The sequence below is a fragment of the Streptomyces sp. NPDC058221 genome, from assembly GCF_042882365.1.
Classification (GTDB): Bacteria; Actinomycetota; Actinomycetes; order Streptomycetales; family Streptomycetaceae; genus Streptomyces.
Genome location: NZ_JBHVWF010000003.1, coordinates 68,941 through 92,082, shown reverse-complemented (window position 1 = coordinate 92,082; position 23,142 = coordinate 68,941). Strand labels below are relative to the sequence as shown.

The window sequence follows — 23,142 nt, the reverse complement described above, 5'->3', positions numbered from 1 at the left end:
GCCTCAATCGAGCCGGGCGCTACGCCATGACTCGACCGGGACCCTTTCCGTGACCCCGGGCGAGCCAGGGACCGCCCCGGCCGCTCGGATCGGCCTGACACGTCGTTCACAAGATCGCGAGCAAAGTACCGGGGGATCGTCGACGAGGCCAACGCGTCGGCGCATCGAGAACAGCATCCGGGATCCTCGGGCCACGCCCGTCGGCGTCCCGGTGCCCGGAATCCGGAATAGTGCCGGTCTCCGCGTGCCCGAAAACCGCAGTCGGGCACACGGAATCCATGTCCGGCGGAATCCATGTCCGGACATACCGCAGTCCGGACATGCCGCAGCGCCCGACGACGCGCCGTTCATACGGCTGGTCAGCGGGCACCGCGGCACAATATTTACGCCTTACGACCGGTGTGATCCGGTTTCAGGACGCGAGGACCTCGTCGAGCAGAGCCTCGGCCTTGTCCTCGTTGGTGTTCTCCGCGAGAGCGAGCTCACTCACCAGGATCTGGCGAGCCTTGGCGAGCATGCGCTTCTCACCTGCGGAGAGACCGCGCTCGCGCTCACGACGCCACAGGTCACGAACTACTTCCGCGACCTTGATGACATCGCCGGAGGCGAGCTTCTCGAGATTTGCCTTGTAACGCCGGGACCAGTTCGTCGGCTCTTCGGCATACGGCGCGCGCAGCACCTCGAAGACCCGGTCCAGCCCTTCCTGCCCGACTACGTCGCGCACACCCACGAACTCCGCATTGTCCGCCGGTACACGCACCGTCAAGTCGCCCTGAGCGACCTTGAGCACCAAGTAGGTCTTGTCCACGCCTTTGATCTGGCGAGTTTCGATAGCCTCGATCAGCGCGGCCCCGTGATGGGGATAGACCACGGTGTCGCCAACCTTGAACGTCATGTGACAGGTACCCCTTCCGTGGCTATCCAGAGTAACACGAGAACGGCTTCTCCTGAATGGCGTTTTCGCAGGTCAGGGCATATCTCGGGGCTTGACAACTGCGACACGTACGTGCTGCGGAAGGTTCGTCGGAGAGGGTATTCGCAGGTCGGAGCGGCTGTGCGGGCGAGGAGAAACGCGGACGTTACACCTGCCGGAAGCCTCTCGGAAGAGACCTAACGTCCCGGTTTGCCGGGTTCAGGATGGTGAACTTTCCGTACTCCGTTCGGGGATCGATCACCCGTACGGCGGTAAGTGCCGATGCCCAATGAAATTGATCAACGTTCGGCCGTCGCGAAGATTATGTGCAATGAATGCGCCGGTTCACGCCAAGGCGGTGGAACATCCGCAGGAAGCGCAGGCCGAACGTCCGGCGGAATTGATCAAGCCTGTTATGTGAACGGCTCGCGAATCACCGGCCGCCGGGCACCGCCGCGATCCCCGGGGCGCCCGGGGGCGGGTCGGGTGCGGGGCGGGGAGGACGGCTCGGTAACCTGACGCTGAAACACCCTTGGGGCGGCTTCGACACCGCTCGCCCGACCCGTCCGTAAGTCCGCTCGTTCAAGGAGATGCCGCCGCCGTGAGCCGCAGCCTTCGACACGGCGCTCTCGCCGCCACTGCCATCGTGTTCTCGATCGCCGCGCTCTCCGCGTGTGGTGCGGGCAAGAACGCGCAGACACTCGAGGTCAGGCCCGACAACGCCGCCACCTCGGTCGGCACCGTCAAGATCCAGAACGCCAATGTGGTCACCCAGCCGGACCGCGACGCCAAGGGTCCTGCCGTCGTGACCGCCACGCTGTTCAACAACGGCACCAAGGCCGAGACCCTCGACGCCATCGCCCTGGCCGGCAGCAGCGCGCCCGTGCAGCTGCACGCCGCCAAGGGCTCGGGACCGGTCGTCGTCCCGGCCGGCGGCCATGTCATCCTCGGCGGCAAGAACAACGCCGCGGCAGTGATCGAGAACGGCTCCGAGGCCACGCAGGCCGGCAACGTGCAGAACCTGGTCTTCAAGTTCAGCGAGTCCGGCGACATCCCGCTGGGCGCCACCGTCGTCCCGGCAGGCAGCTACTTCGAGGGCTTCGGCCCCAGCTCCCTCCCGAAGCCGCCGAAGCCGGCCACATCGGCATCGGCGTCGGACTCGTCCGGGGCCACTCCGACCGGCTCCGCGTCCGAGACCGCCGGCACCACCCCGTCCGGTCCGGCCTCGGAGAGCGACCCGGCCACCACCCCGACCGACGCGGCGTCCGACTCGGCCCAGCCGAACAACTGACGGCACCTCCCGGCACGCGCACAACGCACGCACACGCACGTACGGCTTGAGGCGCCTCCCGGTCCGGGAGGCGCCTCAAGCCGTACGTATCGCCCCTCAGGGGGCAGCGGGCCGGTTTACGGCTCGAACTTGTACCCGAGACCGCGCACCGTCACGAGGAAGCGCGGTGCCCCCGGGTCGGGCTCGATCTTGGCGCGCAGCCGCTTGACGTGGACGTCGAGCGTCTTGGTGTCGCCCACGTAGTCGGCGCCCCAGACCCGGTCGATCAGCTGCATCCGGGTCAGCACCCGGCCCGCGTTGCGCAGCAGCATCTCCAGCAGGTCGAACTCCTTCAGCGGCAGGTCGACCTTGCCGCCGGAGACCGTGACGACGTGGCGGTCCACGTCCATCCGGACCGGGCCCGCCTCCAGAGCGGCCGGCGTGACCTCCTCCGGCTCCCCGCGGCGGCGCAGCACCGCGCGGATGCGGGCGACGAGCTCACGCGAGGAGAACGGCTTGGTCACATAGTCGTCGGCTCCTATTTCCAGGCCGACGACCTTGTCGATCTCGCTGTCCTTGGCCGTGACCATGATCACGGGGACGTTGGACTTGCTGCGCAGCTGCCGGCAGACCTCGGTGCCGGGCAGCCCGGGCAGCATCAGGTCGAGCAGCACGAGGTCGGCGCCGTTGCGCTCGAACTCGTCCAGGCCGTCGGGACCCGTGGCCGCGATGGCGACCTCGAAGCCTTCCTTGCGGAGCATGTACGACAGGACGTCGCTGAAGGATTCCTCATCCTCGACGACAAGCACTCGGGTCACGGAAGGGCCTCCGGGGCAGGGAATGAATCAGGAGTGTCCGGTGCGGCGGCCGGGTACGGCCCCTCGTCTCCGTTGACGATGAGCGGTCCGCCGGGTTTGCGGTCCCGTTCCCGTACGGCGCCCGCTTCGGGCAGCCGCAGGGTGAAGGTGGAGCCCTGTCCCTCGGAGCTCCAGACGGTGACCTCCCCGCCGTGCGAGGCGGCCACATGCTTGACGATGGCGAGGCCGAGGCCGGTGCCACCGGTGGCCCGTGAGCGGGCCGGGTCGACGCGGTAGAACCGTTCGAAGACCCGCTCGCGGTCCTTCTCCGAGATGCCGAAGCCCTGGTCGGTCACGGCTATCTCGATCTCGTCCCCGCCGGATACGGCCACCCGGCGGACGGCGATGCCCACGCGGGTGCGGGCGGGGCTGTAGTTGACGGCGTTCTCGACGAGGTTGCCGAGAGCGGCGGCGAGCTGGCCGCGGTTGCCCCAGATGCGGAGCTCGGTGGTGCCGCCCGCGGCCATGGTGATCTGTTTGGAGCCGGCCTGCTGCCGGCAGCGGTCGATGGCCTCGGCGACCAGCTCGTCCACCCGGACCGGCTCGGCGTCCTCCAGCGGGTCGTCGTTCTGCACCCGGGAGAGGTCGATGAGCTCCTGCACGAGGTTGGTGAGCCGGGTCGCCTCGATCTGCATCCGGCCCGCGAACCGCTCCACCGCCTCCGGATCGTCGGAGGCGTCCATGACGGCCTCCGAGAGCAGCGACAGCGCACCGGTCGGGGTCTTCAGCTCGTGGCTGACGTTGGCGACGAAGTCGCGCCGCACCGCTTCGATGCGGCGGGCCTCGGTGAGGTCCTCGACCAGCAGCAGGACCAGCCGGGAGCCCAGCGGGGCGACCCGGGCGGAGACCGCGAGGGCCTCGCCCCGGCCCGTACCGCGGCGCGGGAGGTCCAGTTCCACCTGGCGTATCTCGCCGTCACGGCGGGTGTCCCTGGCCATGTTCAGCATCGGTTCGACAGCGAGCCGCCCGCCCCTGACCAGTCCCAGCGCATACGCGGCGGAGCTGGCCTTGACGACGCTGTCGCTCTCGTCGAGCACGACCGCGGAGGAGCTGAGCACGGACAGGACCGTGTCGACCCCGGGGGGCAGCGGGGTATTGCTGTCGGGCCGCATCGAGGTACGCGTCGGCTTCTTCTGGTCGCGCTCGCTCCAGCGGAACGCCAGCATCGCGATCACGCCGGTGCACAGCCCGGCCATCGCTGCAGCTGCGGCGACCGCCGCGTTCACGTCCATGGCTCCAGGTTATGCGGCCCGGCAGACACTCTCCCAGCCATCCGAGTGCCTACTCGAACACTCGTCGCCCAGAGTTCACCGAGGGGCAAGCGCCGGTTCACTTGGCCGGTCGGATCCCGACGCGTACGGCCGTCACGGTGGCAACGTGGGGTTCAGAGCTGGCCCCGGCCTCGGTTAAGGACTGGAGAGGGACATCCCATGCGTGACGCGTACCACGAGGAACTCGACTCGATCGGCGAGGGCCTGGTCGAGATGGCCCGGCTCGTCGGGTCGGCGATCGGCCGGGCGACGACGTCCATGCTCGACGCCGATCTCAAGCTCGCGGAGACCGTGATCGCCGCGGACCAGAAGGTCGACGACCTCCAGCACGACCTGGAGGCCAGGGCCATCGCCCTGCTGGCGCGCCAGCAGCCGGTGGCGACCGATCTGCGGATCGTGGTCACCTCGCTGCGGATGAGCGCCGACCTGGAGCGCTCGGGCGACCTCGCCCAGCACGTAGCCAAGCTGGCCCGGCTGCGCTTCCCGCAGTCGGCGGTGCCGCACGACCTGCACGCCACCATCCTGGAGATGGGACAGCTGGCACAGCGCCTGATGGCCAAGGCCGCCGAGGTGATCATCACCAAGGACGTCGATCTGGCGCTCCAGCTGGAGCAGGACGACGACGAGATGGACCTGCTGCACCGCACGCTGTTCCAGCACCTGATGGACGACCGCTGGAAGCACGGCATCGAGACGGCCGTGGACGTGACGCTGCTCGGCCGCTACTACGAGCGCTTCGCCGACCACGCCGTCTCGGTCGCCAAGCGGGTCGTCTACCTGGTGACCGGCGAGCACGCGGACGAGATCCAGCAGCCGGCCCCGGTCGAGGGCGCCTGAGCCGGCCGGCACCTGCCGAGGGCGCGTAGGCCCTCCGGGACGGGACGGGGCGCACGACCGCGCACCGTCTCGCACATGCGTTCCTGCGCGTGTGCGCCGTTGATGCGCCTGCCCGGGTGGGCATGCAATGGGGTGGGGCGGCACGACTTGTCCGTACGCCCCGGTCGTGGGCCCGGTACGGGCGTACGGCCCTGTCGTACGCCTTGAGGAGGAACCATGGCCGATTCCCCCACGACCGAACCCCAGCAGGAGACAGCCGCCGAAGTGGCGCACGGAGCCGTCCTGGGCGCCTGCGGCTGCGGCTCGGGCTGCGGGTGCGGCTGCCAGTCCGGGGCCCCGTGCCAGTGCGGCGGCTGCTCCGGCTGACGGGCACGGAGCGACGGGTGGTGCCCCGCGCGGAGATCTCCGCGCGGGGCACCCAGGCGCAGGCGTACGGCGCAGGGCACCCAGGCGCAGGCATACGGCGCAGGCGTACGGGCCCCGGCTCAGACCGTCCGCTCCACGGCGGGCCCCCGCCCGGCACGGGCGCCCGCACCGGCCTCGGCGTCCGCGTCCGTTCCCGCGTCCGTTCCCGCTTCCCCTTCCGCTTCCATGGCTACGGAACCGCTCTCCACCGTCACAACCGGCGTCCCGCCCGACTGCGGCAGGTTCCGCATCAGCAGCCGGTAGCCGAGGGCCGCGACGGTGCCCAGGACCGCGCACATCCCCCACAGCCACTCCGCCCCGAAGCGGTCGATCACCACTCCGGACATCAGCGGGGCGACGAGCGCGGCGGCCGCCCATGAGAGCGAGTACACGCCCTGGTAGCGGCCCCGGCCGTGGGCCGGGGAGAGCTGGACGACCAGGCCGTTCTGCACGGGTGCGTTGACCATCTCGCCGACCGTCCACACGCAGATCGTCAGCGCGTAGACGGCGACCGACCCGGCGAACGCGGTCAGCCCGAACCCGTACCCCGCAAGCACCGACGACACGATGAGCAGACGGCGCGGGTCGCGGCTCTGGATGAAGCGGGTGACCGGGATCTGGAGCACCACGATCAGGACGCCGTTGACGGCGATGGCCGTGCCGAAGTCCGAGCTGCTGAACCCGTCCGTCCCCATCGCCACCGGCAGCCCCACATACCCCTGCTGGAAGATCAGGGCGATCACGAACGACAGCCCGACGACCCCCATGAACCGCCCGTCGCGCAGCACCGTGCCGAGCCGCACGCCGTCGTCCTTGCGCGACGCGGCGGAGGCATTCGGGACGGTGGACGCGGCCTTCCCCGGCCGGGACTCCGGCACCTTCATGAAGACGACCACCGCGCAGACCAGGGTCATCGCCGCCTCGCCGACGAAGCCCGCGAGATAGCTGTACTCGGCGACGAACCCGGCCCCGGCCGACGAGACCGCGAACCCCAGGTTGATGGCCCAGTAGTTGAGCGAGAAGGCCCGCACCCGGTCCTCGGGCCGCACGATGTCGGCGATCATCGCCTGCACGGCGGGACGCGAGGCGTTGCTGGCCATGCCGACCACGAAGGCGACGGCGGCGATGGCCAACGGCTGGACCATGAAGCCGAGCACCGCCACCGAGACGGCGGTCGAGACCTGCGCGACGAGCATCGTGGGCCGCCGCCCGAACCGGTCCGTCATCACCCCGGCCCCGAGCGAGGAGACGACCCCGCCGAGCCCGTGCAGGGCGGCGACCAGACCGGCGTACGAGGCGGAGTAGCCCCGGTCCAGGGTCAGGTACAGGGCCATGAAGGTGGCGACGAACGCCCCGAGCCGGTTGACCAGGGTGCTGGTCCACAGCCACCAGAACTCCCTGGGGAGCCCGGAGACGGTTTCACGGGTGACCCGTCCGAGACCGGCGACAGACATACGGGTTCCCCCCGGAAAGGACGTGAACGGATGACGGCGGTAAGAGGCCAGCCGCCGATCCGAATATTACGAACCACGGATTCCGTCCTGCCACTCAATTGACGCCCGGCGTCAATCGGAGCCGCCCCGCTCCCCGCCCCGTCCCGCTGTCCGCCCTGTGGCCGGGCGCGCGCGGCCCGCACGGGTTCGATTAGGCTCGGACCCATGGCCGACGCACCGTACAAGCTGATCCTCCTCCGCCACGGCGAGAGCGAATGGAACGCGACAAATCAGTTCACCGGCTGGGTGGACGTCAACCTGACCCAGAAGGGCGAGAAGGAGGCGGTCCGCGGCGGTGAGCTGCTCACGGAGGCCGGCCTGCTTCCCGACGTCGTGCACACCTCGCTCCAGAAGCGCGCGATCCGCACCGCCCAGCTCTCGCTGGAGGCGGCCGACCGCCACTGGATCCCCGTGCACCGCTCCTGGCGGCTGAACGAGCGCCACTACGGCGCCCTCCAGGGCAAGGACAAGGCGCAGACACTCGCCGAGTTCGGCGAGGAGCAGTTCATGCTCTGGCGCCGCTCGTACGACACCCCGCCCCCGGAGCTCGCCGACGGCGCCGAGTACTCGCAGAGCGACGACGCGCGCTACGCGACGATCCCCCCGGAGCTGCGCCCGCGCACCGAGTGCCTCAAGGACGTCGTCGTCCGCATGCTGCCGTACTGGTACGACGGCATCGTCCCGGACCTCCTCGCCGGCCGCACGGTCCTGGTCGCCGCCCACGGCAACAGCCTGCGCGCGCTGGTCAAGCACCTCGACGGCGTCTCCGACGCCGACATCGCGGGCCTGAACATCCCGACGGGCATCCCGCTCGCCTACGAACTGGACGAGAACTTCCGCCCGTTGAAGCCGGGCGGCACGTACCTCGACCCGGACGCGGCGAAGGCCGCGATCGAGGCCGTGAAGAACCAGGGCAAGAAGTAACAGCCGAAGCGGCCGGCCCCCCACCTGCGCATACGGCGTCGGTGGGGGGCCGGCCTGCGTCCTGGGCCCTCAACGCCTCGCGAGGCAGGCGCCCCGGAGTCGCGGGAATTCGTCGGGGAACCGGAACCGGAACCGCCTCGACGCGACAGCGTTTCGTGATGATCCTTGTTCCGCGAGGAAGTGCCTCATGGGGCGAGGGAGGGGCTTGTGGACACGTCCGCGAAGATCACGCTCATCACTGGAGTCGGCGCCATCCTGGCCGCGCTTGCCGGGTACTGGGGGACGCAGCACATCAACCGCCGTGAGCGGAAGACCAGGATGTATGCCGAGGCTCTCCAGACGATGACGGAGTATCGGGAGCTCCCGTATCGGATTCGCTACCGCCCGGACAGCGGCGAGGGGACCCGGTCCGAACTGACCCGGGACCAGAGCGCGATCTTCGGGCGAATCGACTACCACCGGTCACTGCTCCGACTCGAATCCCCCGTGGTCGGGGACGCCTTCGACTCTCTGTTCGCCCGGACTCGCAGACAAGGTGGGCCCTACCGGGCGCATGCCTGGTCCCTGGCTCCGCTGAGTGCCGACGCGGAAGTCCCCCGCAGTGCGCACTACCCGTATGACATAGAGCCCGAGCTCCAACACTGCCTTACCGCGATGCGCAGGGAACTGACGCCGTGGGCCTTGGTGACTCGCGCCCACACGCGCCGCGAACGGCGCGCCTTGCTTGCGTCGCGCCCCAGGGTCTCTCGGTGACCAATACCTTTCGAGGGCAACCCTGTTGAAACCGATGCCGGCCGAGGCGACCGCCTGGCGGGGCCGCACCGACCGCCGAGCCACGGCGGTGGCACGCCCCGAGGTGACGCCCCGTACCCGTCGTCGTACCCTGTGGCGCATGCGGGGAGATCGGGAGAGCAGCCATGGGTGAGCCCCTGAAGACCTTTGTCGGTGGTGCCGAGGTCGAGGTGCCCAACAGCATCCCGGCCATCCGCGCCGTCCTGCCCGAGGCGAGACGCGAGGAGTTCGACCGTGCCATCAACGAGGCCGGGGTTGACGACATCCAGGCCGTGATGCGCCACTGGATGCTGGAGGCCGTACCCGATCCGGAAGCGGAACGGATCCTGGACCGGCTGGCGCGCGACGAGGCCGAGAGGCGGAACGTCGCTTGAGCTTCCGGATCTCCTATGCGCCGCCTGCCGACGACACTCTGGCCAAGATGCGGGACGGTGAAACCTTCCGGGACGAGATGGCGGGGACGCTCGGGCGCCACCCGTACCGGCACGGGTCCTCCGCCGTGAAGGGTGAGCACGATCGCCGCGAGGCGACGGTCGCCGGGGCGATCGTGCTCTATTACGTCTCCGGGTCGGTGCTCACCGTCACCGTCGTACGGCTCGTGCCGCTGCCCTGACCGGCCTGGCCCGGCCACCCCTCGGCTCAGTAACCCCAAACCCGACAACCCGGTGCCTCAGGCCAGTTTGGCGGCCTGTGCGTCGATCACCGCGGTCGGCAGCTCGAAGCCGCCGCCCCCGCCGGCCGAGGCCAGGTTGAGCGAGCTGAACGAGGCGAGCGTGGAGCCCTGGCGGATCTGCGCCAGCTTCATCTCGCTCTTGTCGCCGTCCGATTCGACCGTCACCGTCCAGGCGGCGGCGTCCTCGCCGCCCTTGACCTGCTCCTCGGTGATCTTGACGATCTTCTGCTTCGTCCCGGCCGCCTTGAGCGTGAAGCCGGACGCGCAGTCGGTCGCGGAGGTACGCAGCGTCGCCAGCGTCTCCTCGGCGCCCTTGCCCTCGTACGAGGCGAGCGTGGTCAGCGTCGTCGTGATGTCGAAGGCCGCCTTGAACGCCTCCTCGGGGTCGGCGGTGTCGTCGCCGGCACCCTTCTTCGGCTCGCTGACCACCTTGCGCTGGGTGGAGGCCGTGGGCGTACCGGCCTTGGCGCCCATCAGGGTGTCGCCGAAAACGTCGCAAGCCGCCTTGTCCGCCGTCACATCCTTGGCGGACACGAGGTCGGCGGGGCCTGCCTTGGATATCTTGTGGCCCTTGACGTCGCCCTGGGCCAGCGAAGCCTTCTCCAGCTCGGCCGCCGTCAGTGCCTTCGCGGCCGGCTGGTCCGAGGGCTTGGCGGAGGCGGAGTCCGCCGCTTTGCCGTTGCCCTTGTCCGTCCCGTCCGAACCGCAGGCCGCTGTGAGCAGGGCCAGGGACATCACGGTGGCGGCAACAGCGGTCCGGCGTATGGCAGTGGGTCGCATGGCCCGTCCTTCTGTATCGGGTTGTTCCGCCCGCACGAGAGCAGCCGTCGCCGGGTTCGGCGCGGCCGGTGGGGGACCGTGGGGTTCATGGGGGTGCGCCAACTGTAAGAGGCGTCCGTGGTTTGGCAATCCGTCAAACCGGGCATCGGCTCTGATCGTGACGACGTCGTGATCACTCCGAGAACGTTCTGAGCTGGGCATTCGGCTCCGGCCGGGCATCGCACATCCCGGAGTGGCCGCTCGAAGGGACCCCGATGCCTGTCGATACCGCCCTGTCCGCCGTGCTCGGTTCCGTGGGTGTGCCACCGGAGCTGATCGCCTCGCACCAGCCGCTCACCGGCGGGACCTACAACGCCGTCACCCGGGTCGGGCTCACCGACGGCCGGGAGTGGGTGGTGAAGATACCGCCGGCCGCCCAGGCAGGCGCCCATCTCGGCTACGAGCGTGACCTGTTGGTCAACGAGGTCACCTTCTACGCCTCGGCGGCCGCGCTCCACGGGGAGACCTCGGTCCCACGCGTCGTGCACAGCGGTCTCGACCCGGCCGCCCCGGAGGGCGCGTACGTGGTGATGACCGCGTGTCCCGGGCAGCCCTGGCACGAGCTCGCCGGCGCGATGGCCGACGGCGAGGAGCAGCGGCTGCGCGCCGGGCTCGGGCGGATCGTCGGCCTGCTGCACACCGTTCCGGCGCCGGGCGGGTTCGGCTATCCGTCCGGCGCCCTCGGCCCGTTGGCGCCCACCTGGCGGCAGGCGTTCACGGCGATGACCGGTGCCGTGCTGGACGACGCCCGGACGTATGCGGCGCGACTGCCCCGTACGGTCGCGGACATACGGGGACTGCTCGGCTCCGCCTCGTTCGTACTGGACGAGGTCACGCGCCCCGCCCTCGTCCACTTCGACCTGTGGCAGGGCAACATCCTGGTCACGGGAGAGCCGGGCGCCCGGCGGATCGGCGGGATCGTCGACGGGGAGCGGATGTTCTGGGGCGACCCGGCCGCCGACTTCGTCTCACTCGCCCTCTTCGGGGACATCGAGGAGGACAGGGGCTTCCTGGGCGGATACGGGGATTCGGCGCCCGGCGGGCCGGTGGAGTTCGGTGACTCGCTGCGGCTGCGGCTGGCGCTCTACCGCTCGTACCTCTACCTGATCATGCTGGTGGAGACCGTGCCCCGCGGGACGAGCGGGGAGGAGCTGGAGAGGACGTGGGACGCCGTCGCGCCACGGCTGGAAGCGGCCCTCAGTGCGGTGGAGTCCGCGCTGCGGGCAGGGAGTTGAACCGCGGAGCCGACCCGCCCAACCTGTACGTCGTCAGCGCACCGGGGAGTACTCAGGCGGGTAACTAGCGGACAAATACGGTCAGTTGTCCGGGCGCTGGGTCAGATGTGTGAACGCGTCCAGGTTCCGCGTGGACTCGCCGCGCGACACCCGCCACTCGTACTCCTTGCGGATCGCGCTCGCGAAACCGAGCTCCAGCAGGGGGTTGAAGGCACCGTCGGCGGTCTCCAGGACCACGCCGAGCAGCCGGTCCAGCTCCTGCGGTGTGACCACGGAGAGCGGCAGCTTGCCGACGAGGTAGATGTCCCCGAGCGAGTCGATCGCGTAACTCACGCCGAAGAGGCGGAGGTTGCGCTCCAGCAGCCAGCGGTGCACGGCCGCGTCGTTCTCGTCCGGATGCCGGATGACGAAGGCGTTGAGGGAGAGCGAGTGCTTGCCGACGAGCAGCGAGCAGGTGGTGGAGAGCTTGCGGGTGCCGGGCAGCTGGACGACGTAACTCCCGGGCTCCGGGTTCTCCCAGTCGAGCCCGGCGTCGTCGAACGTCGCCTCGATGACCTGCGCCACCTGCGTGACCTGCGTGATTGCCGCTTCCTCGGGTGCATCAGCCATGGTCCGAGCGTACGTCGCCCCGGGCCCGGCACCACATCCGCCGGCGGCCCGCGCCCCACATCCGCCGACCGGGCCGCGCACACCGGACGGTGGCACCGCCTCACACCTGGCGGCGGTACCCGCCTCACACCGGACGGTGGCACCGCCTCACACCTGGCTCGACCGCGCCCGCCGCCGGTGGTCCTGCATCGCGTCCGTGTACACGTCAGCCGTCGCCGCCGCGGCCGTGTCCCAGCCGAACCGCTGGGCGTGCGCGGCTGCCGCGCCACCCATCCGGGCGACCAGCTCCGGCGCGTCCGCGAAGCGCTCCAGCGCCTCCGCGTAGGCCTGCGGATCGTGCCCGGGGATCAGGAAGCCGCTGACCCCGTCCCGTACGGCCACCGGCAGACCGCCCACCGCCGCCGCGACGACCGGGGTGCCGGCCGCCTGGGCCTCTATGGCGACCAGGCCGAAGGACTCGCTGTACGAGGGCATGACCAGCACGGACGCGGCGCGGAACCAGTCGGCGAGCTGGTCCTGTCCGACCGGCGGGTGGAACCGTACGACGTCCGCGACCCCGAGCCGGGCGGCCAGCTTGTGCAGCCCCTCGGGCTTGGCGAGCCCGCTGCCGCTGGGGCCGCCGACGACCGGTACGACGATGCGCGAGCGCAGCGAGGGATCACGGTCCAGCAGGACGGCGACGGCGCGCAGCAGTACGTCCGGGGCCTTCAGCGGCTGGATGCGGCCGGCGAAGAGCGGGATCAGGGCGTCCTGCGGGAGCCCCAGCCTGGCCCGTGCCGCGGCCCGGCCGTCGGCCGGGCGGAAGCGGTCCAGGTTGACGCCCGGGTGGACGACGGCCACGGCTCCGGGATCGGCCTCGTAGAAGCGGACGAGCTCGTCCGCCTCCTCCGCGGTGTTCGCGATCAGCCGGTCGGCCGCGCTGACGATCTGGGTCTCGCCGATGACCCGGGCGGCGGGTTCGGGGGTGTCGCCCTCGGCGAGCGCGGCGTTCTTGACCTTCGCCATGGTGTGCATGGCGTGGACGAGCGGGACGCCCCAGCGCTGGGCGGCCAGCCAGCCGACATGGCCGGAGAGCCAGTAGTGGGAGTGCACCAGGTCGTAGTAGCCGGGGCGCTGGCCGGCCCACGCCTGCATCACGCCGTGCGTGAAGGCGCAGAGCTGGGCGGGCAGCTCCTCCTTGGCCAGTCCCTCGTACGGGCCCGCGTCGACATGGCGGACCAGCACGCCGGGCGACAGCTCGACCTCGGGCGGCAGCCCGCCGGTGGTGGAGCGGGTGAAGATCTCGACCTCGATGTCGATCGCGGCGAGGCGTTTGGCCAGCTCCACGATGTAGACGTTCATGCCGCCCGCGTCGCCCGTCCCCGGCTGGTGCAGCGGGGAGGTGTGCACGGAGAGCATCGCGATCCGGCGGGGCTTGCGATGGCCGCCCGCGAAGGAGCCGGAGAATCCGGCGGGGAACCTGAGACGCGGTGCGCGGCTGCTGCCGAGCCGAGTGACGTACTGGCTCACGTCGTCCGGTCCTCCTCGTTCAGGGCACTGGTACCGACTCGTTCAGGGCATGGCACCGAAGGGGCACACGGTCCCTTCGAAGGGCTGGAACAGCGGAATCCCTCCTTTCATTTCCGCTTTGCCAAATCATTACGGTACGTGTCCGGCGCGTCGCCGCGACTCCACTGCGCCATCCGCCCCACGCCGCTCGTTACGCTCTGTGCCATGCGTCCGATCGGCACCGCGACCCGCGGGACCACCAACCCGAACCGGCTGCGCCGCATGGACCGCTGGATCGCCGCCGCCCACGGCCCCGCCCTGCGCCGCGCCGACGCCCCCGTCGCGGTCGACCTCGGGTACGGCGCCGCCCCCTGGACCGCGGTCGAGCTGCTGCAACGGCTGCGGACCGCCGAGCCGCGCACGGCGGTGGTCGGCATCGAGATCTCCCCGGAGCGGGTCGCCGCGGCGAAGCCGTACGAGCGCGAGGGCCTCACCTTCCGGCACGGCGGCTTCGAGATCCCGCTGCCCGAACGGCCGGCGCTGATCCGGGCGGCGAACGTGCTGCGCCAGTACGACGAGGGCGAGGTCGCCGCGGTCTGGCAGCGGCTCTGCGAGCGGCTGGCGCCGGGCGGGCTGCTGGTGGAGGGCACCTGTGACGAGATCGGGCGGCGCCATGTCTGGGTGGCGCTGGGCCCCGATGGGCCGCGCACGGTCACCTTCGCGACCCGGCTCGGCTCGCTGGACCGGCCGTCCGACCTCGCGGAGCGGCTGCCCAAGGCGCTCATCCACCGCAACGTTCCCGGCGAGCCCGTCCACGCCTTCCTGCGCGACTTCGACCGGGCCTGGGCCGCCGCGGCGCCGTACGCCTCGCTGGGCGCCCGGCAGCGCTGGATCACGGCGGTACGCGCACTGTCGGACACCTGGCCGCTGACGGACGGGGCGGGCCGCTGGCGCCAGGGTGAAGTCACGGTGAACTGGGCGGCGCTGAGGCCCAAGGGGTAGCCCAACACGCCAAGAACAGGGACGAATTCCCCAGGAACTTCCCTCTCCCGGGAACATCGGCCGGGCATCGTTCGTCCCAGAAGACGGGGAGCGGTACGGGGGGACACGTCCGAGGCGCCGGCCACCGGCCGGAAGGCGCCGGGAAGGCGCCGCAGATGTGTCTGCCTCTGTTGCTTTTCGGTACGGCATGGCACGATCTCGTCGGTGCCATAAGTTACTGACGGTAAATCAGATCTGTTCGGATCTGTCCGGAGGGGGAGCTCGTGAACCGACGCCACAGTGCCGCCGCTGCCATCACGCTGGTCTGCGCGCTGGCCGTACTGACCGCGCCGGTCCAGGCCTTCGCCGCACCGGCACCACCCTCCCCCGCACCGGAGCAGCCGGGGAAGAAGAGCCTCGAAGAGGTGCGCAAGGAGATCGACGCCCTGTACCGCAAGGCCGGGTCGGCCACCGACGCGTACAACCTCGCCGCCGAGCGCGCGAAGAAGCAGTCGGGCGAGATCGTCAAGCTGGCGCAGGCCATAGTCGAGGGCCAGGCGAAGATCGCCGACCTCAAGAGCAGGGCGGGCGCCCAGGCCCGCGAGCAGTACCGCAACGCCGGACTGCCGCCGGGCGCCCAGCTGATGCTCAGCGGCGACCCGAAGCTCTTCCTCGACGGCGTCAGCCGGGCCCGCCAGGGCCAGCAGGCCGCCAAGGGTGTCCTGGGCGAACTGAACAGGACCCAGGAGGACCTGAAGACGTACACCCAGGACGCGAGCACCAACTGGACGAAGCTGGAAGCCAGTCGCGTCAAGCAGGCCAAGGCCAAGAAGAAGATCAACGCACAGATCGCGGCGGCGAAGAAGCTGGAGTCCCGGCTGGAGAAGAAGGAGAAGGCCCGGCTCCTCCAGCTGGAGCAGCAGGCGGAGTACAAGTCGCAGACGGCGTGGCTCGGTTCGGGCGCGCTCAAGGAGATCAACCGCGAGGCGAGTCCGAGCGGCAAGAAGGCGGTGGCCTTCGCGACCTCACAGATCGGCAAGCCGTATGTATGGGGCGCCGAGGGCCCCAAGTCGTACGACTGCTCCGGGCTGACGTCGCAGGCGTGGGCGGCGGCCGGGACGCCGATCCCGCGCACCTCGCAGGAGCAGTGGCGCCAACTGCCGCACATCGCCGTCAAGGACATGCGCCCCGGCGACCTGATCATCTACTTCGACGACGCCACGCACGTCGGTATGTACATCGGCGACGGCGCGATCGTGCACGCCCCGCGCCCCGGCCGCAACGTCACGCTCGCGGGGGCGGGCTCGATGGAGATCCTCGGAGTCGTACGCCCGGACAAGTGACGGCGCGCCGGGAGCGGCTTCCACACCGGAGCCCGACCCGCGCTCCGTCGGCCGGTCCGGCGCCGGCACCCTGACCTGCGCTCCGTCGGCCGGTCCGGCAGGGGCGCCCCGACCGCTCCTGTAGGCCCTCCTTAAGAGAACCTCAAGGGACCCTTAAGGCTGTCCCCGGAGCGGGCGGAGGCCGGGCGCCGCACGGCTTTGGCCGCCGTTCGCCGCACTCTCCACCCCGTCGCCGCGGCCCCGTCCGCCGGGGCCGCGGGCCGCCCGCGCCCCCGGCGGTGACCCGCGCCACCCGAGGCCGCCGTCGCACGTGACCTTTGTCATGCGCCGAAAACGGCCACGCACCCGGCATATGCCGCCGGATCTGCGGCCTTCCGCGGCTTAAGGCCCCGACCGGAACGGCCGCCACGCACCGAGCGCCATTCCGTTCCCGCACCCCGTACCGCTATCGTCCCCGTCTGGCGGGTCGTCGATCGTCGCTCCGCCGCGCCCTCGGGGGGAGGGAAGGAAACCCGATTTCGATGCCCGTACCCGTACCGCAGCAACGTGCCGTTCCCGCTGCGGAGGCCAGCCATGGCACCGACCTCACCCTTCTGGTGATCGGGGACGACCCCGCGGGCACCTTCACCGTCCCGGAACTCCCGGCCGTGGCCGGCGCCCGGGTCCGGATCCGTACCGCCCGCAACCTGACCGAGGCGGGCCGGCTCCTCACCGACGACGTGGACTGCATCCTGCTGGACCTGGCTCTGCCGTCCGGCAGCGAGGCGCGTACCGCCGAGGGCGGGGAGGCGGACGGTCTTGCCACCCTCAAACACGTCCTGCGGATCGCGCCCCGGCACGCCGTACTCGCGCTCACGGCGCAGGACGACGCCGAGCTGGCCGCCGAGGCGGTACGGGTGGGGGCGCAGGACTACCTCTTCCGGGACGAGCTCGACGGCAGGCTGCTCAGCCGCGCCATCCGCTACGCCGTCGAGCGCAAGCGCGCCGACGCCGCGCAGCACCAGCTCACCGAGTCCCGGCTGCGGGCCCAGGAGAACGCCCGCCTGGAACGCGGTCTGCTGCCCACGCCGCTGCTCGACGGCTCCGATCTGCACTTCGCCGCCCGCTACCGCCCCGGCCGCAGCCGCGCGCTGCTCGGCGGGGACTTCTACGACACGGTGCGTACGCCCGACGGCACGGTCCACGCGATGATCGGCGATGTCTGCGGCCACGGCCCGGACGAGGCGGCGCTCGGTGTGGAACTGCGCATCGCGTGGCGGGCGTTGACCCTGGCCGGGCTCTGCGGCGACGAGCTGCTCTCCACACTCCAGCAGGTCCTGGAGCACGAACGGGAGAGCGAGGAGATCTTCGCGACCCTCTGCACGGTGGACATCGCCCCCGACGGCCGCCGCGCGGGCCTCTGCCTGGCGGGCCACCCCGCACCGCTGATCGCCCGCCACGGGCGGGCTGCGCATCTGCTTCCGTACGAGGACGGCGGGCCTGCGCTCGGCCTGCTGCCGCGCGCCCGGTGGCCGCGCAGGCAGGTGGAACTGGGCGGCTCCTGGAGCCTGATGATGTACACGGACGGACTGATCGAGGGCCGGATCGGCAAGGGCACACAGCGCCTCGGACAGGACGGGATGGTCGCGATGATCAACCGGCAGCTGGCCGAGGGCCTGGCCGGCGAGGAGCTGCTGGATGCGGCGGTCACCCACGCGCGCGAGCTGAACGGCGGCGAACTCACCGACGACGTCGCGGTCCTGCTGCTCGACCGCGACCAGGAGGTCGTGCGCCGCCGTGCGCCGAGCGGCGACCGGGGCCGGAGCATCCCGCGCCCCCGCCCCGGACAGGTGTCACCCGCAGGTGCTCAACGCCCGCCGTTGTAGGGCCCGTACGGCCCGTCGCTGCTGGAACCGCCGCGGCGGTTGCTGCCGCCGGACACGGCCTTGAGGGCGGGCCGTACGTCCACGAAGAACACGATGGTCGCGACCAGCCCGGCGAGCTGGATGAAGAGCATGGGCACCCAGAGGTTCACCACCACCGCGATGCCGAGAATGATCAGCCAGAAGGACTTCTTCTGCTTGTCCGCGGCACGGTAGGCGTCCTCGCGGGCCAGTGCGGCCATGATGAAGGCGACCGCGGCGAGGATGAGCATGCCCGTGAAGATCAGCCCGAGGATTGAGTTGAAGCCTTCGAGCAACATGATGTGCACCGCCTAATGAGTGAGTGAGCCCTCGCGGCCAAGGTACCGGGACAACGGCCGGGACACCCCGAAAGGTGCCCGCCCGTCGACCCCGGCACACCTGCCGGCCATCGCGTTACTTGGCGGTGGGCGGCGTGGTCTTCTTGGCGGCGGGCTTGCGCGCGGGCGCCTTCTTGGCGGCGGCGGGCGACGGCTTGACCGTGGCCGGCGACGGCTTGGCCTCGGCCTTGACGCTCTTGGCGGCGGGCGCGGGCTTCGCGGCGGGCGCCTGCCTGGCGGCGGGAGCGGGCTTGGCGGCGGGAGCGGGCTTGGCCGCCGGCTTCGGCGCGGCCTTCGCCCCGGGCTCGGACTCCTTGCGCGGCTCGACGACGACGGCGATCTCGACGATCTCCTCGGCGGTCTCACCGCGCCACGTCCGCACGGTCTGCTCGCCGCGCTCGGCGACCTTCTCGTACGTCTCCCGGGCCCTGACCGCGTACTCCGCGGCCACACCCACGCCGCGCAGCGCAAGGTCCTGGGCGCTCTCGCCCAGCTTCTTCAGATCGGTGTCGAAGGCGCCGATCACCTCGGCGACCCGGGCCTGCACGCCGGCCTGCGCCTCCTTGGCCTGTGCGGCCACCTTGTCCTGCACGGCCTTGGGGTCGGTGTTGCGCACGGCCTCGATGCGCTCCGGCGCCTCGGCCCGCAGCTGCTCGATCAGCGCCGGGACCTTGCGCGCCTGCTCCACGGCGAGATCGGCCGTACCGGCGGCGAAGTAGAGGGGGGTCGGGTCGGTGAGGGTCTTACGCAGGTCATCGGTGATGGCCATGACTGTGGTCCTCCCGGATCATCGGAGTCAGTGTGAGGGTTTCGAAGGCTTTGAAGATGTATCGGCAGCACCGCCGTCGGCATTGAAGGGCGCGTCCGCACCGGACGCACTCCCCTCGTCCGTCCCGGGCCCGTCCTCGAACCCGTTCTCCTTGCGGAAGGAGTCGTAGATCTGCAGCAGCACGCTCTTCTGCCGCTCGTTGATCGACGGATCGGCCAGAATGACCGCCCTCGTCTCCAGCTCGTCCCGCTCCCGCTCGTCCAGGATCCCGGCCCGTACGTAAAGGGTCTCGGCGGAGATCCGCAGCGCCTTGGCGACCTGCTGCAGCACCTCGGCACTGGGCTTGCGCAGCCCGCGCTCGATCTGGCTGAGATAGGGATTGGACACCCCGGCGGCATCGGCGAGCTGCCGCAGCGACAGCTGCGCGGTACGCCGCTGCTCGCGGAGGTACTCGCCGAGGTTGCCGACGTTGAGTGATGCCATGCCTCGATGGTGGACCCTCGTCGCTAACTTTTGCAAGCAGGCGCTTGCAAAAGTGTTCCGAACCACTCGAACGGGGTGTGACTGCTCGCGATAGTCGGTGTCCGTTCTCAGTAGATGTGGCGAATCCCAGCGCTTCTGGCGAACGACTTGGCGGAGCCCTGGCGAAGCTGGCCAGCCTGTTGTCCCGCCTCGCTGAAACCGGCGGATTCCCACTCATTCTCGTTCGCACTGTCGGGTTCTCTTTGCGTAGCGCCCTGAGCGGCTGTCCGTTCTCGTTCCAGTGGCTGGTCAGAGCCCCTGTGGATCAAAATCCAAGTGCGTATGAGCTGGTTCGCACTCGTATACTCGTGCGAGCTCATGGAGGGGGAGGTGGAGACAGTGAAGCTTGCTGAGGCACTGGCAGAACGTGCGGAAGCGACGCGCCGTGTAGAACAGTTGCGAGCGCGCGTCGTCAGCAGTGCGCGGTACCAGGAGGGGGAGACGCCCGCCGAGGACGCCGCCCAGTTGCTGGCTGAGGCCGGTGAGGTGCTGAGCGCTCTGGAATCGTTGATCCGACGGATCAACCGGACCAATGCCACCGTGGAGATGGGTTCGGACGGCACGCTCACCGACGCCCTCGCACGCCGGGATGTCCTGCGGTTGCGTCACTCCGTGGTCACCGCGGCGGCGGACGCGGCGGCGGGTAGCGGCGAGCGGGGATACGGCCGACAGCTTCGGTCCGAGCTGATGATGCTCTCCGCGCTTCCGGTGGCGGAACTGCGCGGTCAGGCGGATGTTCTCGCGCGGGAGATCCGCGAGGTCGATATACGGATCCAGCGTACGAACTGGGAGGCGGATCTGCTGGACTGAGTAGTCCAGCAGCGGGGACGATGTGGAGCAGGTAGCAGCTTCGGAGGCGTGCACACACCGAGGGCCGGCGGTTTTCCAGCCCACTCCTGGCGCGTGAAGAGCAACGCGGGGTTCGACTCCCCATCAACAGCGCAGCTCAGCACGGCGTACAGGTAAAGGTGCACATCGCACAGCACATCACCACGTGCAGATCCGAAGCGGTGAGGGCGGGTTCGGGGCTTTCCACATCGCATCACCATGGACAACGGCGATCCGAGCGCAACGGGGGCGCGCGAATGGCTGATCCGTACATCACTCTCAACGAGCTCGCCCAGGAGCTTCGGCCGATGTCACAGGGCATCGAGTGGTTCGAGAGCCTCTCCGCTGAAGAGCAGTCCAACACCCTGCGCCTCCTGTCACATTTCTGCATTCAGGCCCGCGCCACCGCCGAGGACGGCCCGGAAAGTATCCGACGCGCCGGACTTCGCGCCACGCACACACCGGCAGTTCTGATCACACGAGGGCGGATCGACCAGCAACTCGGAAAGATCGCCAGTCTCACCCCGCACGACGAGCGCCTCAAGTCATTCCGGCTACTGATCGCGGTGCCGGCCGTCGCCGACGAACGCCGACGAGAGCGCTTCTGCTCCGACGGTTGCGGCCACGCGTGGCATCGCCTGTCTGTCGACACCCCCGAAGCCTCGGCCTGATCCCTCGCGCTTTCGCGCCTACCGGGCCAGTGGCCGGAGGGGAAACAGCGCGCTCAGTCCCGGCAGTTTGCGCATCGCCTCGTCTTCGCATCGCACGTCCCACTGCTCGCCGCGCGGCCCTCGATTGCCGCCTACAGCGCCTTCCTCGGCTTCGACGGCTTCATAGAATGCGTCGCCGCAGTCGTCATCCGCGCGGGTGAGTAGTCCATACGCCTCCATGGCGACGTAGTCGAGAGACTCCCACTCCGGCCAGTCGTCGTTCCAGAACTCCCGAGGGCGACGACCCAGCGGTCCGGATGCCGTCGAGGGCGGCGTTCCACCGTCTGCTGGAGGCAGTCTCGACCGGGCAGCATCTGTTCGGTTCGGCCCGCACCCGCCGTTCGCCGGGCAAGCAGCCGAAGCGGATGTTCGGGCAGCTGACGGCAGCCCGGCCCGGCGAGGTGATGGAGATCGACTCCACGCCGCTGGACGTCGTGGTCATCCACGATGACGGGACGGTGGACCGGCCCCGACGTGGTCAACGTCTGCTACGAACAGACGTCCCGTTTCTGGACCACCCTCCTGCAGCACGGCTGCCGGATCAGCGACCTCACGCGGCGGCTCGCCCGGCTCCAGCCCCGCTCCGTCCGCTCCGTCCGCTCCGTCGGGCCATGGGATCCCAAGCGCTACGCGGCGATCTGTCCCGAGAGCGTCAAAGCCATGGTGTTCTACGCAGCCCCGCGCTGGCGCAGCCTGGCACTCTCCGGCACCGACGAGGACTTCCGGGCCTTCCATGCGGAGTTCGTCCGACGGCCCCCCAACGAAAGCTCCCTCCGCACCACCGCCAAGCCGCGGTTCATCCACCAAATCCGCATGATCGCGCACACCATCGAGTCAGCCACGGCACCCGAAGCTTCAGTTGCTGATCGCAGGAGCGCTACGCACGTAGGTGCCGTCCGAAATCTGGGCCAGGAGGAAGGCCGCCATGTCCGCGCGTGAGACGGACAGGCCCACGCCCCTGGCTCAGATCCATCGAGACAGGACAGCAGCTACAGATGTCACCAAGAATCGCCTAGGGAGCCGCTGCCCGTGTGAGCCGAGGTGTCCTGTCGCATTGCAGCTGTCGGATTCTCACCGCTTCTCGTTCGTGGTGTCGGATTCTCATTGCGCCGCGTGCTGAGCGGAGACGTTGCCCCGTACATGGGGGTTGATCTCATTTTCCTGGTCTGGTTCTCGCTGTACCTGTCACGGCCGTTTCGGCAGGTACGCGGAGCCGGGGGTGGCGATGGATCTGAGTGTGGTTGATGTCGAGTGGGCTGATGGTGAGGGTGGCGGGCTACGGAAGTGCGTGCTGGAGGCGGTGTCCCTCGCCCCGCCCACAACCGCCCTCGACCCCAAAGAGCTCTACCTGGCAACAGCCGCCGAGCTGAGCCGACGATTCGCGCGGATCCACACCGCCCTCGGAACCCAGGCCCCCTCTACCGGCGCTTCTCTCTCTATCGAGATCGCCACTGGCCTGTCTCGAAGTCGGGTATGAGCTTGTGGCAAGATCGCGGGATGCTACGACTCACCGATTTCATTATCGACTGCCCGGACACGATGAAGCTGGCGGCTTTCTACTCCGAAGTGACGGGCCGTCCGATCAAGGAAGGCAGCTCCGAGGACTGGGCTGGCATCAAGTTCGGCGAGATCGAGCTGGCATTCATCCGGGTGGACGACTATCGCGCTCCGCAGTGGCCCGACAGCGAGCACCCCAAGCAGTTCCACCTCGACTTCGAAGTGGACGAGATCAAGTCCGAGCAGCTCCGCGTCCTCGACCTCGGCGCGACGCTGAGGCAGGACTTCATCGGCCCCAACGGCTACGGCTGGCAGGTCTACACCGACCCGATCGGCCACCCCTTCTGCCTGTGCCGCAACAAGGGCGTCATCTGGACCGACCAGGGCCCGACCTGGCCCAAGCGCGACTAATTGGATTCCGGTCACGGAGAAAAGCGACATCACGATCAAGCTCACCCCCGACGAGGCCCTGGTGCTCTCGGACTGGCTGGAGCGAGTACAGAGCAGCCTTGCCGAAGAGCGAGACGGCTGAGCTGTCCTTGCCCACTACCAGCGCGCTTCCGTGAAAGCCATGTCGTGTTTTATAGCGGGGCCGCCGGGGGGTGCAAAAAGAATGCGACCCCCCGGGTGAGGGGGCCCCCCTTGGTGACCAGGAACGCGTCGACGGAACGCGGGGCGGGGTCGC

General features: G+C 69.8%; 24 protein-coding genes. 14 read left to right on the top strand and 10 right to left on the bottom strand.

Annotation, left to right across the window (positions count from 1 at the left end; all coding sequences use genetic code 11):
* Nucleotides 1-412: 412 nt before the first annotated feature.
* A complete protein-coding gene (locus ACFVW8_RS02125) occupies nucleotides 413-895 on the bottom strand; it encodes a CarD family transcriptional regulator (RefSeq protein WP_006380568.1) in 483 nt (160 codons plus the stop codon).
* 619 nt (nucleotides 896-1,514) lie between these two features.
* Here ACFVW8_RS02125 and ACFVW8_RS02120 point away from each other — a divergent pair.
* Nucleotides 1,515-2,204 (top strand): DUF461 domain-containing protein, encoded by a 690-nt coding sequence (locus ACFVW8_RS02120; protein WP_389685637.1) that lies wholly within the window; start codon nucleotides 1,515-1,517, stop codon nucleotides 2,202-2,204.
* Between the two features lie 116 nt (nucleotides 2,205-2,320).
* Here ACFVW8_RS02120 and ACFVW8_RS02115 read toward each other — a convergent pair whose 3' ends face one another.
* Entirely contained in the window at nucleotides 2,321-3,001 is a 681-nt protein-coding gene (locus ACFVW8_RS02115) for a response regulator transcription factor (protein WP_073733027.1), read from the bottom strand.
* Complete coding sequence (locus ACFVW8_RS02110) at nucleotides 2,998-4,272, bottom strand: sensor histidine kinase (protein ID WP_389685636.1); 1,275 nt, start codon at nucleotides 4,270-4,272, stop codon at nucleotides 2,998-3,000. Before ACFVW8_RS02110 ends, ACFVW8_RS02115 begins: the two co-directional genes overlap by 4 nt.
* Nucleotides 4,273-4,470: 198 nt before the next feature.
* On the opposite strand from ACFVW8_RS02110, the gene phoU reads away from it, so the two are divergent.
* Both phoU and ACFVW8_RS02100 read left to right on the top strand, forming a co-directional pair.
* Nucleotides 4,471-5,148, top strand: a complete 678-nt coding sequence (gene phoU / locus ACFVW8_RS02105) for a phosphate signaling complex protein PhoU (protein WP_384132137.1) — start codon at nucleotides 4,471-4,473, stop codon at nucleotides 5,146-5,148.
* Between the two features lie 216 nt (nucleotides 5,149-5,364).
* A complete protein-coding gene (locus tag ACFVW8_RS02100) occupies nucleotides 5,365-5,514 on the top strand; it encodes a hypothetical protein (RefSeq protein WP_389685635.1) in 150 nt (49 codons plus the stop codon).
* Between the two features lie 119 nt (nucleotides 5,515-5,633).
* Here the strand turns inward: ACFVW8_RS02100 and ACFVW8_RS02095 are convergent, their stop codons facing one another.
* A complete protein-coding gene (locus ACFVW8_RS02095; protein WP_389685634.1) occupies nucleotides 5,634-7,007 on the bottom strand; it encodes an MDR family MFS transporter in 1,374 nt (457 codons plus the stop codon).
* A 204-nt stretch (nucleotides 7,008-7,211) separates the two neighbouring features.
* Here ACFVW8_RS02095 and ACFVW8_RS02090 point away from each other — a divergent pair, with 204 nt between their 5' ends.
* The 3 genes from ACFVW8_RS02090 to ACFVW8_RS02080 all read left to right on the top strand — a co-directional run bounded on the left by ACFVW8_RS02090 (nucleotide 7,212) and on the right by ACFVW8_RS02080 (nucleotide 9,375).
* Complete coding sequence (locus ACFVW8_RS02090; RefSeq protein WP_389685633.1) at nucleotides 7,212-7,970, top strand: phosphoglyceromutase; 759 nt, start codon at nucleotides 7,212-7,214, stop codon at nucleotides 7,968-7,970.
* Nucleotides 7,971-8,887: 917 nt separating this feature from the next.
* On the top strand, nucleotides 8,888-9,136 hold the full coding sequence (locus tag ACFVW8_RS02085; RefSeq protein ID WP_389685632.1) for a hypothetical protein: 249 nt from the start codon (nucleotides 8,888-8,890) through the stop codon (nucleotides 9,134-9,136).
* Nucleotides 9,133-9,375: a hypothetical protein gene (locus ACFVW8_RS02080; RefSeq protein WP_389685631.1), complete on the top strand. Its 243-nt coding sequence runs from the start codon at nucleotides 9,133-9,135 to the stop codon at nucleotides 9,373-9,375. The genes ACFVW8_RS02085 and ACFVW8_RS02080 overlap by 4 nt, the downstream gene beginning before the upstream one ends.
* A gap of 57 nt (nucleotides 9,376-9,432) precedes the next feature.
* Here the strand turns inward: ACFVW8_RS02080 and ACFVW8_RS02075 are convergent, their stop codons facing one another.
* Nucleotides 9,433-10,215 (bottom strand): hypothetical protein, encoded by a 783-nt coding sequence (locus ACFVW8_RS02075; RefSeq protein WP_389685630.1) that lies wholly within the window; start codon nucleotides 10,213-10,215, stop codon nucleotides 9,433-9,435.
* A gap of 254 nt (nucleotides 10,216-10,469) precedes the next feature.
* Between ACFVW8_RS02075 and ACFVW8_RS02070 the strand changes: the two genes are divergently transcribed.
* Nucleotides 10,470-11,489 (top strand): phosphotransferase family protein, encoded by a 1,020-nt coding sequence (locus ACFVW8_RS02070; protein WP_389685629.1) that lies wholly within the window; start codon nucleotides 10,470-10,472, stop codon nucleotides 11,487-11,489.
* Nucleotides 11,490-11,570: 81 nt separating this feature from the next.
* Here the strand turns inward: ACFVW8_RS02070 and ACFVW8_RS02065 are convergent, their stop codons facing one another.
* Together ACFVW8_RS02065 and mshA are read right to left on the bottom strand one after the other, a co-directional pair.
* Nucleotides 11,571-12,098: a YbjN domain-containing protein gene (locus ACFVW8_RS02065; RefSeq protein WP_389685628.1), complete on the bottom strand. Its 528-nt coding sequence runs from the start codon at nucleotides 12,096-12,098 to the stop codon at nucleotides 11,571-11,573.
* Nucleotides 12,099-12,245: 147 nt separating this feature from the next.
* On the bottom strand, nucleotides 12,246-13,607 hold the full coding sequence (gene mshA, locus ACFVW8_RS02060) for a D-inositol-3-phosphate glycosyltransferase (protein ID WP_389685627.1): 1,362 nt from the start codon (nucleotides 13,605-13,607) through the stop codon (nucleotides 12,246-12,248).
* A 204-nt stretch (nucleotides 13,608-13,811) separates the two neighbouring features.
* On the opposite strand from mshA, the gene ACFVW8_RS02055 reads away from it, so the two are divergent.
* From ACFVW8_RS02055 to ACFVW8_RS02045, 3 genes are all read left to right on the top strand, one after another.
* Nucleotides 13,812-14,588: a class I SAM-dependent methyltransferase gene (locus tag ACFVW8_RS02055; RefSeq protein ID WP_389685626.1), complete on the top strand. Its 777-nt coding sequence runs from the start codon at nucleotides 13,812-13,814 to the stop codon at nucleotides 14,586-14,588.
* Between the two features lie 263 nt (nucleotides 14,589-14,851).
* Nucleotides 14,852-15,910: a C40 family peptidase gene (locus tag ACFVW8_RS02050; protein WP_389685625.1), complete on the top strand. Its 1,059-nt coding sequence runs from the start codon at nucleotides 14,852-14,854 to the stop codon at nucleotides 15,908-15,910.
* A gap of 521 nt (nucleotides 15,911-16,431) precedes the next feature.
* Nucleotides 16,432-17,775 carry a PP2C family protein-serine/threonine phosphatase gene (locus tag ACFVW8_RS02045; RefSeq protein ID WP_389685624.1) on the top strand — a complete coding sequence of 448 codons (1,344 nt, stop codon included), beginning with the start codon at nucleotides 16,432-16,434 and terminating at the stop codon, nucleotides 17,773-17,775.
* On the opposite strand, the gene ACFVW8_RS02040 is transcribed toward ACFVW8_RS02045, so the two are convergent.
* The 3 genes from ACFVW8_RS02040 to ACFVW8_RS02030 form a co-directional block, all read right to left on the bottom strand.
* Entirely contained in the window at nucleotides 17,757-18,092 is a 336-nt protein-coding gene (locus ACFVW8_RS02040) for a DUF2516 family protein (protein WP_389685623.1), read from the bottom strand. The two genes, ACFVW8_RS02045 and ACFVW8_RS02040, sit on opposite strands and share 19 nt — an antisense overlap.
* A gap of 115 nt (nucleotides 18,093-18,207) precedes the next feature.
* Nucleotides 18,208-18,900, bottom strand: coding sequence for a hypothetical protein (locus ACFVW8_RS02035; protein WP_389685622.1), 693 nt, complete (start codon nucleotides 18,898-18,900; stop codon nucleotides 18,208-18,210).
* 27 nt (nucleotides 18,901-18,927) lie between these two features.
* On the bottom strand, nucleotides 18,928-19,383 hold the full coding sequence (locus tag ACFVW8_RS02030; RefSeq protein ID WP_389685621.1) for a helix-turn-helix domain-containing protein: 456 nt from the start codon (nucleotides 19,381-19,383) through the stop codon (nucleotides 18,928-18,930).
* Between the two features lie 378 nt (nucleotides 19,384-19,761).
* Between ACFVW8_RS02030 and ACFVW8_RS02025 the strand changes: the two genes are divergently transcribed.
* The 4 genes from ACFVW8_RS02025 to ACFVW8_RS02010 all read left to right on the top strand — a co-directional run bounded on the left by ACFVW8_RS02025 (nucleotide 19,762) and on the right by ACFVW8_RS02010 (nucleotide 22,868).
* On the top strand, nucleotides 19,762-20,232 hold the full coding sequence (locus ACFVW8_RS02025; RefSeq protein ID WP_389685690.1) for a DIP1984 family protein: 471 nt from the start codon (nucleotides 19,762-19,764) through the stop codon (nucleotides 20,230-20,232).
* Nucleotides 20,233-20,507: 275 nt separating this feature from the next.
* A complete protein-coding gene (locus ACFVW8_RS02020; RefSeq protein ID WP_389685620.1) occupies nucleotides 20,508-20,921 on the top strand; it encodes a DUF5958 family protein in 414 nt (137 codons plus the stop codon).
* Nucleotides 20,922-21,407: 486 nt separating this feature from the next.
* Nucleotides 21,408-21,899 (top strand): hypothetical protein, encoded by a 492-nt coding sequence (locus tag ACFVW8_RS02015; RefSeq protein ID WP_389685619.1) that lies wholly within the window; start codon nucleotides 21,408-21,410, stop codon nucleotides 21,897-21,899.
* A 558-nt stretch (nucleotides 21,900-22,457) separates the two neighbouring features.
* Nucleotides 22,458-22,868, top strand: a complete 411-nt coding sequence (locus tag ACFVW8_RS02010) for a VOC family protein (protein WP_389685618.1) — start codon at nucleotides 22,458-22,460, stop codon at nucleotides 22,866-22,868.
* Nucleotides 22,869-23,142 lie beyond the last annotated feature (274 nt).

Coding starts and splice junctions, on each gene's coding strand:
- ACFVW8_RS02125 (WP_006380568.1), bottom strand. CDS start 895: ATGACGTTCAAGGTTGGCGACACCGTGGTCTATCCCCATCACGGGGCC.
- ACFVW8_RS02110 (WP_389685636.1), bottom strand. CDS start 4,272: ATGGACGTGAACGCGGCGGTCGCCGCAGCTGCAGCGATGGCCGGGCTG.
- phoU (WP_384132137.1), top strand. CDS start 4,471: ATGCGTGACGCGTACCACGAGGAACTCGACTCGATCGGCGAGGGCCTG.
- ACFVW8_RS02100 (WP_389685635.1), top strand. CDS start 5,365: ATGGCCGATTCCCCCACGACCGAACCCCAGCAGGAGACAGCCGCCGAA.
- ACFVW8_RS02095 (WP_389685634.1), bottom strand. CDS start 7,007: ATGTCTGTCGCCGGTCTCGGACGGGTCACCCGTGAAACCGTCTCCGGG.
- ACFVW8_RS02090 (WP_389685633.1), top strand. CDS start 7,212: ATGGCCGACGCACCGTACAAGCTGATCCTCCTCCGCCACGGCGAGAGC.
- ACFVW8_RS02085 (WP_389685632.1), top strand. CDS start 8,888: ATGGGTGAGCCCCTGAAGACCTTTGTCGGTGGTGCCGAGGTCGAGGTG.
- ACFVW8_RS02075 (WP_389685630.1), bottom strand. CDS start 10,215: ATGCGACCCACTGCCATACGCCGGACCGCTGTTGCCGCCACCGTGATG.
- ACFVW8_RS02070 (WP_389685629.1), top strand. CDS start 10,470: ATGCCTGTCGATACCGCCCTGTCCGCCGTGCTCGGTTCCGTGGGTGTG.
- ACFVW8_RS02065 (WP_389685628.1), bottom strand. CDS start 12,098: ATGGCTGATGCACCCGAGGAAGCGGCAATCACGCAGGTCACGCAGGTG.
- ACFVW8_RS02055 (WP_389685626.1), top strand. CDS start 13,812: ATGCGTCCGATCGGCACCGCGACCCGCGGGACCACCAACCCGAACCGG.
- ACFVW8_RS02045 (WP_389685624.1), top strand. CDS start 16,432: ATGCCCGTACCCGTACCGCAGCAACGTGCCGTTCCCGCTGCGGAGGCC.
- ACFVW8_RS02040 (WP_389685623.1), bottom strand. CDS start 18,092: ATGTTGCTCGAAGGCTTCAACTCAATCCTCGGGCTGATCTTCACGGGC.
- ACFVW8_RS02035 (WP_389685622.1), bottom strand. CDS start 18,900: ATGGCCATCACCGATGACCTGCGTAAGACCCTCACCGACCCGACCCCC.
- ACFVW8_RS02030 (WP_389685621.1), bottom strand. CDS start 19,383: ATGGCATCACTCAACGTCGGCAACCTCGGCGAGTACCTCCGCGAGCAG.
- ACFVW8_RS02020 (WP_389685620.1), top strand. CDS start 20,508: ATGGCTGATCCGTACATCACTCTCAACGAGCTCGCCCAGGAGCTTCGG.
- ACFVW8_RS02015 (WP_389685619.1), top strand. CDS start 21,408: ATGACGGGACGGTGGACCGGCCCCGACGTGGTCAACGTCTGCTACGAA.
- ACFVW8_RS02010 (WP_389685618.1), top strand. CDS start 22,458: ATGCTACGACTCACCGATTTCATTATCGACTGCCCGGACACGATGAAG.